Raw genomic sequence first — 16,716 nt, forward strand, 5'->3', positions numbered from 1 at the left:
GGCTGGATAAGGCGCGAGCCGCCATCCGGCAATCAGCCCGGCTGCGGCGAATTGCCTGATGGCGCTGCGCTTATCAGGCCTACGGTATCGGGTTTGCATATGGATGCGGTGGAAATGCCTGATGGCGCTTTGCTTATCAGGCCTACGACACTGAATTATCATCTGGGCGTAGGCCGGATAAGGCGCAAGCCGCCATCCGGCAACTTACCCGCACGTTACTTAAACCCCACCACCGGGTGCTGTTTGTAGGGCATCTCCAGCTCAGCAATCTGCTCCGGCTTCAGCGTTAACGCTACCGCGCCTAACAACTCTTCCAGCTGATCCCCGCGGGACGCGCCAATAATCGGTGCGGCAACGCCTGGCTTACTCAACAACCACGCCAGCGCTACCTGCGCGCGCGACGCGCCCAGCTCTTCTGCTACGCTCGCCAGACGTTCGGCGATCTGCGCATCGTTGGCATCCGTTTCGCTATACAGCGTTTTGCCAAACTCATCGGAGACCAGACGGGCGGTGGTTTCTCCCCACGGGCGAGTCAAACGTCCGCGCGCCAGCGGGCTCCACGGAATAATCGCCACGCCCTCTTTGTAGCAGAGCGGCAGCATCTCGCGCTCTTCTTCACGATAGATAAGGTTGTAGTGGTTTTGCATGGTGACAAAGCGCGCCCAGCCGTGCTGCTCCTGCAAGGCGAGCGCCTGCGCAAACTGGCTGGCGTGCATAGAAGACGCGCCGATATAGCGCGCTTTGCCCGCTTTCACCACATCGTTCAGCGCTTCCAGCGTCTCTTCAATCGGTGTGTTGTAGTCCCAGCGGTGGATTTGCAGCAGATCGACATACTCCATGCCGAGGCGTTGCAGGCTGTCATCAATGGAGCGCAGGATCTGCGCGCGGGAGAGGCCTTCTGCCAGATCGCCGACCTGATGGTAAACCTTGGTAGCGACAACCACTTCGTCGCGGCGGGCGAAATCGCGCAGCGCACGGCCGACAATCTCTTCACTGCTGCCGTCGGAGTAGCTGTTGGCGGTATCAAAGAAGTTAATCCCGCCTTCCAGCGCGCGTTGAATAATCGGGCGGCTGCTCTCTTCCGGCAGCGTCCAGGCATGCTTACCCCGGTCCGGCTCACCAAAGGTCATACAGCCAAGGCAAAGGCGGGAGACTTTGAGGTCTGTTTTCCCTAATGTGTTGTATTGCATGGTTCCACTCCTGCTGGTCACGAATTACGCTTAAGCATAGCAGGAGCGGAAAAGGGCGGAATCAGGCGAGCCAGTTTTTGATGCGCGATTCGATACCGGCGGCGTCAAGGCCAATCTCAGCGCGCGCTTCATCCTGCGTACCCTGCGGAATAAAGAAGTCCGGCAGGCCGAGGTTGAGCACCGGCACCGGTTTGCGCTTCGCCATCAGCACTTCGTTAACGCCGCTGCCGGCACCGCCCGCAATGGCGTTCTCTTCCAGCGTTACCAGCACCTCATGCTGTGAAGCCGCCTGCAGGATCAGCGCTTCATCGAGCGGTTTGGCAAAACGCATATCGATAAGCGTCGCGTTCAGCGCCTCGGCGGCTTTTGCCGCTTCCGGCAGCAAAGTACCGAAGTTGAGGATCGCCACCTTCTCGCCTTTACGTTTCACCACGCCTTTACCTATAGGCAGTTTCGCCAGCGGCTCCAGCGTCACGCCGACCGCGTTCCCGCGCGGGTAGCGCACGGCGCTCGGGCCATCAGCGTAGTGGTAGCCGGTAAAGAGCATCTGGCGGCATTCGTTCTCATCGCTTGGCGTCATCACCACCATCTCCGGGATGCAGCGCAGATAGGAGATATCAAACGCCCCCTGGTGGGTCTGGCCGTCCGCGCCAACAATCCCGGCGCGATCGATAGCAAACAGCACTGGCAGCTTCTGGATCGCCACGTCGTGGATCACCTGATCGTAGGCGCGCTGCAGGAAGGTGGAGTAGATTGCCACTACCGGTTTGTAGCCGCCGATTGCCAGCCCGGCGGCAAAGGTGACCGCGTGCTGCTCGGCAATGGCGACATCAAAATATTGCCCCGGGTATTTGCGCGAGAACTCAACCATGCCGGAGCCTTCACGCATCGCCGGGGTAACGGCCATTAACTTGTTATCTTTAGCCGCGGTTTCACACAGCCAGTCGCCGAAGATTTTCGAATAGCTCGGCATACCGCCGCTGCTCTTCGGCAGGGTGCCGCTGGTCGGATCGAACTTCGGCACCGCGTGGAAAGTGATGGGATCTTTCTCGGCCGGCTCATAGCCGCGCCCTTTTTTGGTCATGATATGCAGGAACTGCGGGCCTTTCAGATCGCGCATATTACGCAGCGTTTGCACCAGGCCCAGCACATCGTGACCGTCCACCGGGCCGATATAGTTAAAGCCCAGCTCTTCAAACAGCGTGCCCGGCACGACCATGCCTTTGATATGTTCTTCGGTGCGTTTCAGCAGTTCTTTGATCGGCGGCACGCCGGAGAGCACTTTTTTCCCGCCTTCGCGCAGGGTGGAGTAGAGCTTACCGGAGAGCAGCTTTGCCAGATGATTATTCAGCGCGCCAACATTCTCGGAGATCGACATCTCGTTGTCGTTGAGAACCACCAGCATATCGGGGCGAATATCCCCGGCGTGGTTCATTGCTTCAAACGCCATACCCGCGGTGATGGCGCCATCGCCAATCACGCAGACGGTACGACGCTGCTTATTCTCTTTCGCTGCCGCCACGGCCACGCCGATCCCGGCGCTGATGGAGGTAGAGGAGTGACCGACGCTCAGCACGTCATATTCACTCTCGCCGCGCCACGGGAAGGGGTGCAGGCCGTTTTTCTGCCGGATGGTGCCGATTTTGTCGCGGCGGCCGGTGAGGATTTTGTGCGGATAGGCCTGGTGGCCGACGTCCCAGATTAACTGATCGAAGGGCGTGTTATAGACGTAATGCAGCGCCACGGTCAGTTCAACCGTGCCAAGCCCGGAGGCGAAGTGTCCACTGGAGCGGCTTACGCTGTCGAGGAGGTAGCGACGCAGCTCGTCGCACAGTTTCGGCAAACTCTCTTTCGGCAGCAGGCGCAACTCTTGCGTGGTATCAACCAGCGCCAGCGTCGGGTATTTGGCTGTATCAAAACTCATCAGAGACTCGGACTCATCGTGTTATATCGTTATTTATCACGCTGGATTATGTAATTCGCCAGTGCTTCCAGTGCCGTCGTATCCAGCGATTGCGCCGACAGCAGGCTCAGGGCCTGGCGGGCATCGTCAATCAGATCGCGGGCTTTCGTGCGGGCTTGCTCAAGGCCCAGTAGTGCGGGGTAGGTGCTTTTACCCAGTTGCTGGTCAGCACCCTGGCGTTTGCCAAGGGTCGCAGTATCGCCGACCACATCGAGGATGTCATCCTGAACCTGAAACGCCAGGCCGACACACTGCGCGTAGCGTTCGAGCAGCGGCAGCGCGTCGCGACCGCGTTGCCCGGCGCTCAGCGCGCCCATTTTTACCGCCGCGCAGATAAGCGCCCCGGTTTTATGACGGTGGATCTGCTCCAGCCCTTCCAGAGAAACCTGCTCATTCTCTGCCGCCAGATCCAGCGCCTGCCCGCCGCACATCCCGGCAACGCCGCTGGCGTTTGCGAGGGTGGCGACCATCGCCAGGCGATCTTCTGCGGCGACATCCGTCATCGGCGCTTCCGTCAGGATCGAGAAGGCCAGCGTCTGCAAGGCATCGCCCGCGAGAATGGCATTGGCTTCGCCAAATTTAATATGGCAGGTGGGCAGACCGCGACGCAGATCGTCGTCGTCCATCGCCGGCAGATCGTCATGCATTAATGAGTAAGCATGAATGCACTCCACCGCCGCGGCGGGCGCGTCCAGCGTTTGCTGGCTGACGCCGAACATGCGGCCGGTGGCATAAACCAAAAAGGGGCGCAGGCGCTTACCGCCTAAGAGTGCGCCATACTGCATCGCCTCAACCAGCGGAGTGTTCTGAAAGGGCAGGGGATCGATGAAACGGCGCAGCGCGTCGTTGGCCTGTTCAACGCAGGCCTGCAGTTGTTGATTGAAATCCATCTATTCAGCATCCGGAGCGAAAGGGGTTAACGGCGCCTCTTCGGTATCGGAGAGCAGGATCTGTACGCGCTGTTCCGCCTGCTGAAGCTTAACCTGTCCCTGGCGGGCCAGCTGGACGCCGCGTTCGAATTCGTTCAGGGCATCTTCAAGCGGAAGTTCGCCGCTTTCAAGACGAGTGACAATCTGTTCCAGTTCGCTCAGTGCGGTTTCGAAACTGGCGGGTGCGTCGTTTTTCTTTGGCATAGTGAATGTCTGACTCTTCTATTATTCCGACTACGTTATGGTAGCGAAGTCGGGGCACATAGCAAATAACGCTCAGTGGTAATGCGTTGCACATGATCTTCGCGATGGTGGTATACTTCCGCGCCTGGATGCAGCCGCGGGTAAGGGCTGCTGTAAATTTTCCTCTACAGGCCTTTGCAGGCTTGCCAACGAACCATTGCCGCCATGAAGTTTATCATTAAATTGTTCCCGGAAATCACCATCAAAAGCCAATCTGTGCGTTTGCGCTTTATTAAAATTCTGACCGGGAACATTCGTAACGTTCTGAAGCACTACGATGAGGCGCTCGCCGTTGTGCGCCACTGGGACCATATTGAAGTGCGCGCCAAAGACGAGAACCAACGTCTGGCCATCCGCGATGCGCTGACCCGCGTGCCGGGCATTCACCATGTGCTGGAAGTAGAGGATGTTCCTTTTACCTCTCTGCATGACATTTTTGAGAAAGCGCTGGCGCAGTATCGCGATGCGATTGAAGGCAAAACTTTCTGCGTGCGGGTAAAACGCCGCGGGCAACATGAGTTTAGCTCGATCGAAGCAGAACGCTACATCGGCGGCGGCCTTAATCAACACGTTGCGTCGGCAAAGGTTAAATTGACCCACCCGGATGTGACCGTGCATCTGGAGATTGAAGACGATCGCCTGCTGCTGGTGAAGGGCCGTTATGAAGGTATTGGTGGCTTCCCGATCGGCACGCAGGAAGATGTGCTGTCGCTCATCTCCGGCGGGTTCGACTCTGGCGTCTCCAGCTATATGCTGATGCGTCGCGGCTGCCGCGTACACTACTGCTTCTTTAACCTTGGCGGCGCGGCGCATGAAATCGGCGTACGTCAGGTGGCGCACTATTTGTGGAACCGCTTCGGCAGTTCTCATCGCGTGCGCTTTGTGGCGATCAACTTTGAGCCGGTGGTGGGCGAGATCCTCGAGAAAGTCGACGACGGCCAGATGGGCGTGGTGCTGAAACGCATGATGGTTCGTGCAGCCTCTCAGGTTGCCGAGCGCTACGGCGTGCAGGCGCTGGTCACCGGCGAAGCGCTGGGCCAGGTCTCCAGCCAGACGCTGACCAACCTGCGTTTGATTGATAACGTCTCCGATACGCTGATCCTGCGCCCGCTGATCTCTCACGATAAAGAGCACATCATCGATCTGGCGCGCAAAATCGGCACCGAAGATTTTGCCCGCACCATGCCGGAGTATTGCGGCGTGATCTCCAAAAAGCCGACGGTAAAAGCGGTTAAAGGCAAGATTGAAGCGGAAGAGGCGAACTTCGATTTCTCGATCCTTGAGAAAGTGGTCGCGGAAGCGAGCAATATCGATATTCGCGAAATCGCGCAGCAGACCTCGGAAGAGGTGGTGGAAGTCGAAACGGTAACCGGCTTCGGTGAGAATGACGCGATCCTCGATATCCGTTCCATCGACGAGCAGGATGATAAGCCGCTGCAGCTGGAAGGCGTGGATGTGGTGTCGCTGCCGTTCTACAAGCTGAGCACCAAGTTTGGCGATCTCGATCAGAGCAAAACCTGGCTATTGTGGTGTGAGCGCGGCGTGATGAGCCGCCTGCAGGCGCTCTATCTGCGTGAGCAGGGCTTTACCAATGTTAAGGTTTATCGCCCGTAGTTTTGCGTTGTGCCATGGATAGCACCGTGGATTGTGCCGGATGGCGGCTTCGCCTTATCCGGCCTACGCGGTGCAGCATGCCAACAATCGCATTCAAACAGACCGCACCTACCCGTAGGCCGGATAAGCGCCAGCGCCATCCGGCAGACAAACCGCACATACCCGTAGGCCGGATAAGCGCCAGCGCCATCCGGCACACAAACCGCACATACCCGTAGGCCGGATAAGCGTCAGCGCCATCCGGCATTCAGCGCCAAAGCTTACGCTTCGTAGTAGTTATAAATCCCCGCCGCCATCACCAGCTGTGACGCCACGTCGTGGGCTTTTTCGCGCCCGACCAGCAGATCGATAATCTTCAGACCAAAATCAATCGCCGTGCCCGGCCCCTGGCTGGTTAACAGATTGACGCGCGGATCCCATACCACGCGCTTATCCTGCCACTGCGCCTCCGGGATCGTCTCCTTAAGCCCAGGGAAACCGGTCATATTGCCGCTCGGGAAGATCTCATGGGGCACCAGCACGGTGCCGGCGGCGGCACAAATCGCCGCAACGATGCGACCGGAGAGGTGAAACTGGCGCACGGTCTCCACCAGCAGCGGGTTATCGCGCATACACTCCGCGCCCTTCAGCCCGCCTGGCAGCACGATAACGTCGTAATCCCCATCTGCCACCTCAACCAGCGGCGCGTCGGCCAGCAGCTTTACGCCGCGCGAGCAGGTGATGACCCGCTCGCCGTCGCTGGCCACGCTGGTGGTGGTCACTGCGATCCCGCCGCGCACCAGCAGATCGATAGTGGTGACCGCCTCCATCTCTTCACTACCAGGGGCGAGACATATCAGAGCTGATGCGCTCATATTCACTCTCCTTACGTTTAATCAGGTCGAACAGCCGGGCATTCTCAGGCACCGCGATGCCGTGCGCGCGGGCGCGTCTGAGCAGATAGCCGGTAATGTAATCGCACTCGGTATGGCGCATCGCGCGCACATCCTGCAGCATCGATGAGATATTCTCCGCCGTGCTCTCAATCACCTGGTGAACATAGGCGATGAGTTCATCGGCGGAGATATGGTGACCTTCGCGCTCGATCACCGCCGCCACTTCGCGGGCGATTTTCTCTATTTCTTTCGGCACATCGCGCAGATCGCCATTTTTGCAGTCGCGCAGCGCCGTCAGCGGGTTGATGACGCAGTTCACCGCCAGCTTGCGCCACAGTGCAGGGCGAATGGTGTTGTGCCAGGCGACATCCGGCAGCGCCATTTGCAGCGTGTCGGCCAGGTAGCTGAACTCGCCATCCTGCGCGCGCGCCGGGCCAATATGGGTGATGCCGCTGGCGACGTGAATAATCACATTGCCATCGCGGCGCGCAGCATGGGTGGTGGTGCCCATCAGCAGCGGATTGGGCAGGGATTTCAGCTCTTCAACGGTGCCCATGCCGTTATGCAGCAGCAGCACCGGCGTGGCGGGCGAGAGCGAGGCAACCAGCCCTTTTACCGCATCGGAGACCTGCCAGGCTTTAAGTGTGACCAGCAGCAGATCGCTGCGGGCCAGGAAATCGGGGTCGTTAGCCGTCAGGGACTCGTTAAAAATCGTGCCGTCTTCTTCAACCAGGTTCACACTGCAATAAGGTTGCGGGATACGTAACCAGCCCTGTACCTCATGTCCCTGCTTGCACAGTGCCGTTAACCACAGTTGCCCTAAGGCGCCGCATCCCAGTACGGTAATTCTCATTATTCCTCCTCACCTGCAACTGCGCCAGGTGTTACAGCGATAAGTATAGCGCTGTCAGCTAAGCTTCCAGTATTCAAGATTGTGTTAATACACAGTGCGGGTATTATGCATCGCTGAAATTACAGAGGGAGAGAAAAGATGCCATCTTTCGATATTGTTTCCGAAATTGATCTGCGCGAAGTGCAAAACGGCGTTGAGAATGCGACCCGTGAACTGGCCACGCGTTTCGACTTTCGCAACATTGAAGCGACGTTTGAATTAAACGAAACCAACAAAACCATCAAGGTGCTGAGCGAGTCTGACTTCCAGGTCAACCAACTGCTCGATATCCTGCGCGCCAAGCTGTTAAAGCGCGGCATTGAAGGTACCTCGCTGGAAGTGCCGGAAGAGTTTGTTCATAGCGGTAAAACCTGGTTTGTTGAAGCCAAGCTCAAGCAGGGGATTGACGCCGCCACGGCGAAGAAGATCATCAAGCTGATTAAAGAGAGCAAACTGAAGGTGCAGGCGCAGATTCAGGGTGAAGAGATCCGCGTGACCGGTAAAGCCCGTGACGACCTGCAGGCCGCCATGGCGCTGGTGCGCGGCGGTAACTTAGGCCAGCCGTTCCAGTTTAAGAACTTCCGCGATTAATCGCGTGCCCTCTCCCGTGCGGGGGAGGGCGCTTCATCTTTAACCCGCAACCGCCTGTTCCACTTCAAAACGATTGGTCACCTTGCTGTCTATCTTCACATAGACGCTGCGCTCCTCCGGCACCACCATCGCTTCGCTTACCCCGTCCATTGCCAGCAGCCGCTGCTGCAACGCATTATCCACCGCAACCTCCTCCGGGATCGCGATACGCAAACTGCTGACATAAGGTGGCTCCTGCATGGTGCTGGCGACTAATAGCCAGACTACCGCCAGCAGCGCACCGGCGAGGAAGACCGTCTGGGAGTCGAAAAAGCCATCAACCCAACCGCCGAGCGAGCCGCCAATCGCCACGCCAAGGAACTGGCTGGTGGAGTAGATGCCCATCGCCGTGCCTTTATAGCCCGCGGGCGCTTCTTTACTGATAAGCGACGGCAGCAGCGCTTCCATCAGGTTAAAGGCGAGGAAGAAGATCTGCACGCCAATCACAATCTCCCAGAAGTGCGGGCCCGCGCCCCACAGCACAATTTCCGCGATCACCAGCAGAGCGACGCAGAGCAGGAAGACCCGCTTCATTTTGCGCTTCACTTCGGCATAGATAATGAACGGCACAACGGAGACAAACGACACCAGCATGGTGACGAGATAGATTTTCCAGTGCTGCGCCGCAGCAAACCCGGCAGCTTCCAGCTGGCCCGGCAGGGCGACAAAGGTCGACATCAGCAGTATATGCAGGCACATAATGCCGAAGTTAAGTTTAAGCAGCTTCGGGTTTGCCATGACCAGGCTAAAACAGCCTTTTACCATCCCCGATTCACGGTTGCGCACGTGCTGGGTGCTGTTTGGTACCACCCACAGCGTCAGCGCAATGCCAAGCGTGGCAAGACCGGCAATCATCCAGAAGAGTGCATGCAGACCCAGTTTATGGGTGATGATTGGGCCGAGCACCATGGCGATGGCGAAGGTGACGCCAAAACTGACGCCGATAAAGGCCATCGCTTTGGTGCGGTTCTGCTCACGGGTCAAATCGGAGAGCAGCGCCATGACAGCGGCGGCAATCGCGCCGGAGCCTTGCAGCGCACGGCCGAGAATAATGCCCCAGATAGAGTGGGAGAGGGCGGCAATCACGCTGCCGGCGACAAAAATCACCAGCCCGCCGACGATCAGCGGCTTGCGGCCGATGCGATCCGAGAGCAGGCCGAAGGGAATTTGAAAGATGGCCTGAGCGAGGCCGTAAATACCGATTGCCAGACCGATTAATGCTTCGCTGGCGCCCTGCAGCGCCATACCGTACGTGGTCAGAACGGGCAGGACCATAAACATGCCGAGCATGCGCAGGGAGAATACAGTCCCTAAACCCCAGGTGGCGCGCAACTCGCCTGGCGTCATCTTGTAATCGTTCATTACCACCTCATGTTGAAAACCGGACATAGTGTAGTGCGGGGGCAGGGCGGGGTAAACACCAGCTTAATTAACAAATATTACCTGCGTGGATGGGATGGCAGGCATAAAAAAAGGGTGCCGAGGCACCCTTTATATGACGGTCTGGATCACCAGACGTAAGTCAGCAGGCTATGTGAATCCGGCACCATAAAGTCCACGGACATCATCACGCTGAGCGAAGTAATGGCGACAATCGAGAAGACGAACAATTTGCGCGCCCACACTTTGTCATCCGCCACTTTATACCCGCGCAGCGCCATGCCCAGCCACCAGAGGCTCACCGCGGCAGCAACCACCAGGTATTTATAACCTGCATAGCCGCCCAGCGAGAGCATCAGAGTGGCAACAGCAAACGCCACGATATAGAGCGTGATGTGGTTTTTCGCTACGGAGATGCCTTTCACCACCGGCAGAACCGGGATGTTCGCTGCCTGATAATCCTTAAAGCGGAAAATCGCGATGGCATACGAGTGGGGCATCTGCCACAGGCTGAAAATCGCCAGCAGGATCGCCGCGCCGCTGTCAAACTCGTTGGTCACGGCGCAGTAGCCAATCACCGGCGGCGCTGCGCCGGAGAGAGAGCCAATCAGCGTACCGTAGACGGAGTGGCGTTTCATATAGAGGCTATACACCCCGACATAAACCACAAACCCCATCACCCCGAGCCAGCAGGCCAGCGGATTAGCGCCGAACCACAGCAGCATAAAGCCAGCAATACCCAACAAGGCGGCGTACACCAGCGAGACTTTTGGCGAGATCAGCCCTCTGACCAGCACCCTGTTTTTCGTCCGCTCCATCTTTTTATCGATGTCACGGTCGATGTAGTTGTTAAAAACACAACCAGAGGCGACCACCAACGACACGCCGATCAGCGTGTAGAGGAACAGGGGGTAATCAATCTGGCCTTTAGAGGCCAGCAGGAACCCCCCAATCACGGAGATCAAATTGCCAAAAATAATGCCCGGTTTCGTTACTTGCAGGTATTGCTTGAACATACTCGCCGCTCTTAGTGAACCATCATGTTGTAGTTCAGGTTCCACATAATCCAGATGGAGCCCACTACCAGGATAGCGATGATAATCACGGTAAAGACAAAGGCGGTCAGGTTCCAGCGCTCCTCAGAAGAGGTGTTCATGTGCAGGAAGCAGACCAGATGAACCAAAATCTGTACCACTGCGGTGACCAGTACGGTCCCCAGAATTGCGGCGTGTGACGCGGTACCGCTCATCACCATCCAGAACGGAATGACCGTCAGGATGACTGACAGGATAAAACCTGTCATGTAGGTTTTTACGCTACCGTGGGATGCGCCGCTGTGATCGGTTGAATGACTCATTACATCGCCCCCATCAGATAAACAACAGAGAACACACAGATCCATACCACATCAAGGAAGTGCCAGAAGAGGCTCAGGCACATGATGCGGGTACGGTTTGTGCTGGTCAGGCCGCGACGGGAAACCTGGAACATCAGAACCGCCATCCAGATCAGGCCAGAAGTAACGTGCAGACCGTGGGTACCAACCAGCGCAAAGAACGCTGACAGGAAGCCGCTACGATCCGGACCCATACCTTCTGCAATCAGATGATGGAACTCATAGATCTCCATGCCGATAAAGCCCGCACCAAACAGGAAGGTCAGCGCAAGCCAGGAGATAACCTGGCTCTTGTTGCCCTTGTGCATGGCGATCGCCGCCATGCCGTAGGTGATGGAGCTGAACAGCAGCAGGAATGTCTCTACCAGAACGAACGGCAGTTCAAAAATGTCCTTGCCGGTCGGGCCGCCCGCTGTGCCGTTCACCAGAACGGCATAGGTCGCGAACAGACAGCTGAACAGAATGCAGTCGCTCATCAGGTAGATCCAGAAACCGAATACTTTATTCGGCCCTGCATCGTGGTGCCCGTGTTCGTGCGCATGGGCGTGCGCGTTGGTCAAAGTATCAGTTGCCATTTGTCAGCCCTGCTTTGTTGATCTCATCGAAATGCTGTTTTTCCAGTTTCTCGATTTCTGCAACCGGTACGTAGTAGTCCACGTCTTCGTCGAAGCTTTTCACAATCCAGCTGATGATGATGCCTGCGAAGCTGGCAATTGCCATCCACCAGATGTGCCAGATCATGGCAAAACCGAATACCGTTGCGAACGCGGCAATAACAATCCCGGCGCCGCTGTTTTTCGGCATATGAATCTCTTCATAGTGGGCAGGTTGCTTGTACGCCTCGCCTTTCTCTTTCATCTCCCAGAAAGCATCACGTTCGTGAATTTCCGGAACAACGGCAAAGTTATAGAACGGCGGAGGAGAGGAGGTTGCCCACTCCAGCGTACGGCCACCCCACGGGTCACCGGTCAGGTCACGGTTCTGATCGCGGTCACGAACAGAGACGTAGATCTGAATCAGCAGACACAGGATACCCAGTGCGATCAGCGCGGCACCACAAGCTGCCACAATCAGCATGCTGTGGAACTGCGGGTCGATATGCTGGCTGAGACGACGGGTCATACCCATGAAGCCCAGTACGTACAGCGGCATAAACGCAACGAAGAAGCCGATAATCCAGAACCAGAATGCGCGTTTACCCCAGGTTTCGTTCAGGGTGTAACCAAACGCTTTCGGCCACCAGTAGGTCATACCTGCGAAGCAACCAAATACCACGCCGCCGATGATGACGTTATGGAAGTGCGCAATCAGGAACAGGCTGTTGTGCAGTACGAAGTCTGCGCCCGGAACCGCCAGCAGCACGCCGGTCATCCCACCTACGGAGAAGGTGACGATAAAGCCGATAGTCCACAGCATAGAGGAGTGGAATACGATACGGCCCTGGTACATGGTGAACAGCCAGTTGAAGATCTTCACCCCGGTCGGGATGGCGATAATCATCGTGGTAATACCGAAGAAGGCGTTTACGTTCGCGCCGGCACCCATAGTAAAGAAGTGGTGCAGCCAAACGATGAACGACAGGATGGTAATACACACGGTCGCCCACACCAACGAGGTGTAGCCAAACAGGCGTTTACGCGAGAAGGTGGCGGTAATTTCGGAGAAGACCCCGAACACCGGCAGCACCAGAATGTACACTTCCGGGTGACCCCACGCCCAAATCAGGTTGATGTACATCATCATGTTGCCGCCCATATCGTTGGTAAAGAAATGGGTGCCCAGATAACGATCCAGGGTAAGCAACGCGATAGTAACCGTCAGAATTGGGAACGAAGCGATAATCAGCACGTTCGCGCACAGAGAGGCCCAGGTGAAGACCGGCATTTTGAACATGGTCATGCCTGGCGCACGCATGCGCAGGATGGTCACGAAGAAGTTAATACCGGTCAGCGTCGTACCGATACCAGAGAGCTGGAGACTCCAGATCCAGTAATCGACCCCGACACCAGGGCTGTACTCTATTCCCGAGAGCGGCGGATAAGCCAGCCAACCTGTCTGCGCGAATTCACCGACGCCCAGAGAGATGTTAACCAGAATCACGCCCACAACCGTGAACCAGAAGCTCAGGTTGTTAAGGAACGGGAAGGCAACGTCGCGCGCGCCGATCTGCAGCGGAACCACCAGGTTCATCAGACCGATAACAAACGGCATCGCCACGAAGAAGATCATAATCACGCCGTGGGCGGTGAAGATCTGATCGTAGTGGTGAGGCGGCAGGAAGCCCGCTTCGCCCATCGACGAAATCGCTTGTTGACTACGCATCATTACGGCGTCAGCAAAGCCACGCAGCAGCATAACAACCGCTACGAGGACATACATGATGCCAAGACGTTTATGGTCAACCGAGGTCAACCACTCATTCCATAGCCATTTCCACTTACCGAAGTAAGAGATCAGGCCGACTACCGCCAGACCACCGACGGCAATCGCAGCGATCGTAATCATGATAATTGGTTCATGATACGGCACTGCATCCAGTGTAAGTTTTCCGAACATCGTTTTCCTCGGCCCCTTAGTGAGAGGTTTCCGCGTGGCTCATGTCCATGCCTTCCATACCTTCGTGTGACTTGTGCTCACCTTCCGGTTGGGTCATGTCCATGCTCTTGCCGTGGCCCATAAATTTGTTAATAACATCTTTAAACAAATCGGGTTTCACGCTGGAGAAGTATTCAACCTTGTTGTATTCGCTTGGTGCGGCAATTTTCTCGTACGTCGCCATATCAGGCACTGTAGTAGAAGACTGTTTCGCTTTGGCGACCCACTGGTCAAATGCGGCGCGGTCCGGCGTTGCAATGGCTTTAAACTTCATGCCTGAGAAGCCCGGGCCGCTGTAGCTGGCAGAGATGCCATCATACGTACCTGCTTCGTTGGCAATCAGATGCAGTTTGGTCTGCATACCGGCCATCGCGTAGATCTGGCTGCCCAGACGCGGAATAAAGAACGAGTTCATCACGGAGTTGGAAGTCACTTTGAATTCCACCGGAGTGTTCGCCGGGAAGGCGATTTCATTCACGGTAGCGATGCCCTGTTCCGGATAGATAAAGAACCATTTCCAGTCCATGGCAACCACTTCGATAGTAATCGGGCGTTCGTCATGTACCAGTGGTCTGCTCGGCTCGAGCGAGTGAGTGGTTTTCCACGTCAGCACGGCAAGGAACAGGATGATCAGAATCGGCACGGTCCAGACCACAGCTTCCACTTTATTGGAGTGTGACCAGTTCGGGCTATACTTCGCATCTTTATTGCTCGCACGATACTTCCAGGCAAAACCTACGGCCATTAAGATGGCGGGCACCACGACAATCATCATCAGGCCAAAAGCCGTCAGGATGAGTGAACGTTGCTCCATACCAATCTGTCCTTTGGGGTCAAGAAGCGCAGAATCGCAGCCACTGAGTAATACAGTGCCGGCGATTAAGGACATCCATCCCAAACTTTTATTGTATTTCCTGAGTCTCATTTAACGACCTCAATTCCACGGGATCTGGTGGCGCTTAAAGTGTGCGGGCATTTTACGGAAAGGTTACGTTACTGTAAACATGATTGGCTTTGTGTCAGTAAGGTGTTACTGGGTTCTGCCGCATATGTCACACAGAATGCAACAATCTGTAAAACCGGGCGTTCGCACAGCCAGAGAGAGCGATTATAACGAAAACCTGACATTACAATCTGCGTTGAGGGTAAATTGGTATAACCAATCGTTCAAATAAACAAATAATTAACAATTATCCAGCAACTATTAAACATCATTGGAACGAATATGAAACCCAACAATTAATAACCGTGCTGAATCGTTATAGGATAGACCTTATTTTATAAGGCACAAATTAATTAAGATTTTTATTTTTTGCCCGTTCAGGGCGACTGGGCAAAAAACAAAAAATACGCCTGTTTAATGTACGAAATAATAACGGTGCTAAATTTATTTTTTTGCTTTTTTTATTTTTAATAGCTGATTTTAAAAGAGTTATTCCTTTAAAAATAACCCTAAATTGCACTATGTAAAATATATCGCCACCCGCAGAGGCCCGTTTTGCCCTCGCTAGAGCAGGGCGGTTCTGCGCAGCGCCAGCAGATCCAGCCCGCCACCGAACAGGATGCCCACCAACGCCAGCAGCGCGCCGCCCTCCAGCAGGAGGCCATCGACAGACCAGTGCGTCAGACCCAGCGCATTGCTGGCAAGCACCAGCAGGCCAGCGGCAAGCAGCAGCGCGCCCGCACCAAGGATGCGCAGCGCCAGCCGGTACAGCGCCGTGAACTCGGTGCGCGGCATAAAGGCTTCCGTGCGCTGCGTGTACTCCAGCGTGCGTTTACACAGCAGCAGCAGCGCCAGCCCCGGGATCGCCGCAAAGATCGAAAAGAGATAGAAGGTCGGCCAGTCATAGCTGGCAACAAACCAGCCCGCCAGCGGCCCGACATAGACGCGGCCAACCGCCGAGAGCGCCGAGAGCAGCGCGAACTGTGTGGCGGAAAAGGCGCTGTTACAGAGCGTCATCAGCAGGGCGACAAACGCTGCCGTCCCCATACCGCCGCAGAGGTTTTCGAAGAAGACCGCCGCGCCCATCGTCACAATGTCTTTATCGGTGATGGAGAGCAGCCAGTAACCTGCGTTAGAGATCGCCTGCAACACCCCGAAAATCAGCAGGGCGCGGAACAGCGTTAAACGCTGCATTAATACACCGCCCCACAGCGCGCCGATAATCGTCGCCACCAGTCCTAAGCTTTTATTCACCATCCCGACATCGCCCGGGTCGAAACCGACGCCACGTATAAGGAAGAGAGTGGTCAGGCTCATGGCAAACGCGTCACCGAGCTTATAAAGGACAATCAGCAGCAGGATCAGCCAGGCGTTGTTGCGCCCGAAGAAATCGCGCAGCGGCGCAACCACCGCTTCTTCAAGAGATCGCGGCGCAGGAATGGTGCCCACCGGCTCCGGCGCACGCAGCGTGGCGATAATGCAGGGGATCATCAGTGCTGCCATCAGCCAGTACATCCCTTGCCAGCCCAGCCAGCGATCCGCCAGCCACAGCGCCAGACCGCCGGAGATCAGCATTGCCAGGCGGTAACCCAGCACGCTTATCGCCGCACCCGCGCCGCGCTCTTCGGCTGAGAGCACATCCGTTTTCCAGGCATCGAAAACAATGTCCTGTGACGCCGAGCAGAAGGCGATAACCACCGCCAGCGCCGCCATCCAGCGCAGATCGCTGGCAGGCTGTAAAAAGCCCATCGCGGCAATGGCGATCAGGAGCGCAACCTGCGTCAGCAGCAGCCATCCGCGGCGGCGTCCTAAGAAGGAGGGGGTATAGCGATCCATCGCCGGTGACCAGAGAAACTTAAAGACGTAGGCCTGGCCGACCAGCGAGAAGAAACCGATGGTTTTGACATCAACGCCTGCGACGGTTATCCACGCCTGTAACGTGCCGCTGGTGAGGGCAAGCGGCAAACCGGAGGCAAAGCCGAGCATCAGCAAGATCGCTGATTTAGGCTGCGTGAAAATGCGTAAGTAGTGACTGGACATGGCAGCTCAGCTGGCCCGGCAGAACC

15 protein-coding genes are annotated in these 16,716 nt (G+C 56.4%); 2 read left to right on the forward strand and 13 right to left on the reverse strand.

Features of this window, described 5'->3' with window-relative positions; translation table 11 throughout:
- Window positions 1-215 precede the first annotated feature (215 nt).
- The 4 genes from IAE48_RS21635 to xseB form a co-directional block, all read right to left on the reverse strand.
- Complete coding sequence (locus IAE48_RS21635) at window positions 216-1,190, reverse strand: aldo/keto reductase (protein WP_200135552.1); 975 nt, start codon at window positions 1,188-1,190, stop codon at window positions 216-218.
- A gap of 61 nt (window positions 1,191-1,251) precedes the next feature.
- A complete protein-coding gene (gene dxs / locus IAE48_RS21640; RefSeq protein ID WP_094419514.1) occupies window positions 1,252-3,114 on the reverse strand; it encodes a 1-deoxy-D-xylulose-5-phosphate synthase in 1,863 nt (620 codons plus the stop codon).
- Between the two features lie 29 nt (window positions 3,115-3,143).
- A complete protein-coding gene (gene ispA / locus IAE48_RS21645) occupies window positions 3,144-4,043 on the reverse strand; it encodes a (2E,6E)-farnesyl diphosphate synthase (protein ID WP_200135553.1) in 900 nt (299 codons plus the stop codon).
- Entirely contained in the window at window positions 4,044-4,286 is a 243-nt protein-coding gene (gene xseB, locus IAE48_RS21650; protein WP_054804400.1) for an exodeoxyribonuclease VII small subunit, read from the reverse strand.
- Between the two features lie 204 nt (window positions 4,287-4,490).
- On the opposite strand from xseB, the gene thiI reads away from it, so the two are divergent.
- Window positions 4,491-5,939 carry a tRNA uracil 4-sulfurtransferase ThiI gene (gene thiI / locus IAE48_RS21655; protein WP_042712110.1) on the forward strand — a complete coding sequence of 483 codons (1,449 nt, stop codon included), beginning with the start codon at window positions 4,491-4,493 and terminating at the stop codon, window positions 5,937-5,939.
- 260 nt (window positions 5,940-6,199) lie between these two features.
- Here the strand turns inward: thiI and yajL are convergent, their stop codons facing one another.
- Both yajL and panE read right to left on the reverse strand, forming a co-directional pair.
- Window positions 6,200-6,793 (reverse strand): protein deglycase YajL, encoded by a 594-nt coding sequence (gene yajL / locus IAE48_RS21660; protein ID WP_200135554.1) that lies wholly within the window; start codon window positions 6,791-6,793, stop codon window positions 6,200-6,202.
- Window positions 6,756-7,667, reverse strand: coding sequence for a 2-dehydropantoate 2-reductase (gene panE / locus IAE48_RS21665; RefSeq protein ID WP_200135555.1), 912 nt, complete (start codon window positions 7,665-7,667; stop codon window positions 6,756-6,758). The genes yajL and panE overlap by 38 nt, the downstream gene beginning before the upstream one ends.
- A gap of 138 nt (window positions 7,668-7,805) precedes the next feature.
- Here panE and IAE48_RS21670 point away from each other — a divergent pair, with 138 nt between their 5' ends.
- Window positions 7,806-8,297, forward strand: a complete 492-nt coding sequence (locus tag IAE48_RS21670; RefSeq protein WP_023481915.1) for a YajQ family cyclic di-GMP-binding protein — start codon at window positions 7,806-7,808, stop codon at window positions 8,295-8,297.
- 39 nt (window positions 8,298-8,336) lie between these two features.
- Here IAE48_RS21670 and IAE48_RS21675 read toward each other — a convergent pair whose 3' ends face one another.
- The 7 genes from IAE48_RS21675 to ampG form a co-directional block, all read right to left on the reverse strand.
- The gene (locus tag IAE48_RS21675; RefSeq protein ID WP_200135556.1) at window positions 8,337-9,698 is read right to left on the reverse strand and encodes an MFS transporter; all 1,362 of its coding nucleotides are present in this window, start codon (window positions 9,696-9,698) and stop codon (window positions 8,337-8,339) included.
- Window positions 9,699-9,844: 146 nt separating this feature from the next.
- Entirely contained in the window at window positions 9,845-10,732 is an 888-nt protein-coding gene (gene cyoE, locus IAE48_RS21680; protein WP_200135557.1) for a heme o synthase, read from the reverse strand.
- Between the two features lie 11 nt (window positions 10,733-10,743).
- Window positions 10,744-11,073, reverse strand: coding sequence for a cytochrome o ubiquinol oxidase subunit IV (locus IAE48_RS21685; RefSeq protein WP_023481940.1), 330 nt, complete (start codon window positions 11,071-11,073; stop codon window positions 10,744-10,746).
- Window positions 11,073-11,687 (reverse strand): cytochrome o ubiquinol oxidase subunit III, encoded by a 615-nt coding sequence (locus IAE48_RS21690; protein WP_023481905.1) that lies wholly within the window; start codon window positions 11,685-11,687, stop codon window positions 11,073-11,075. Before IAE48_RS21690 ends, IAE48_RS21685 begins: the two co-directional genes overlap by 1 nt.
- Complete coding sequence (gene cyoB, locus IAE48_RS21695) at window positions 11,677-13,668, reverse strand: cytochrome o ubiquinol oxidase subunit I (RefSeq protein WP_200135558.1); 1,992 nt, start codon at window positions 13,666-13,668, stop codon at window positions 11,677-11,679. The genes IAE48_RS21690 and cyoB overlap by 11 nt, the downstream gene beginning before the upstream one ends.
- Window positions 13,669-13,684: 16 nt before the next feature.
- Entirely contained in the window at window positions 13,685-14,632 is a 948-nt protein-coding gene (cyoA, locus tag IAE48_RS21700; protein ID WP_094419521.1) for a cytochrome o ubiquinol oxidase subunit II, read from the reverse strand.
- Between the two features lie 582 nt (window positions 14,633-15,214).
- The gene (ampG, locus tag IAE48_RS21705) at window positions 15,215-16,690 is read right to left on the reverse strand and encodes a muropeptide MFS transporter AmpG (protein WP_200135559.1); all 1,476 of its coding nucleotides are present in this window, start codon (window positions 16,688-16,690) and stop codon (window positions 15,215-15,217) included.
- Between the last annotated feature and the right edge of the window lie 26 nt (window positions 16,691-16,716).

This window comes from Kosakonia sp. S57 (assembly GCF_016516575.1).
GTDB lineage: Bacteria > Pseudomonadota > Gammaproteobacteria > Enterobacterales > Enterobacteriaceae > Kosakonia > Kosakonia cowanii.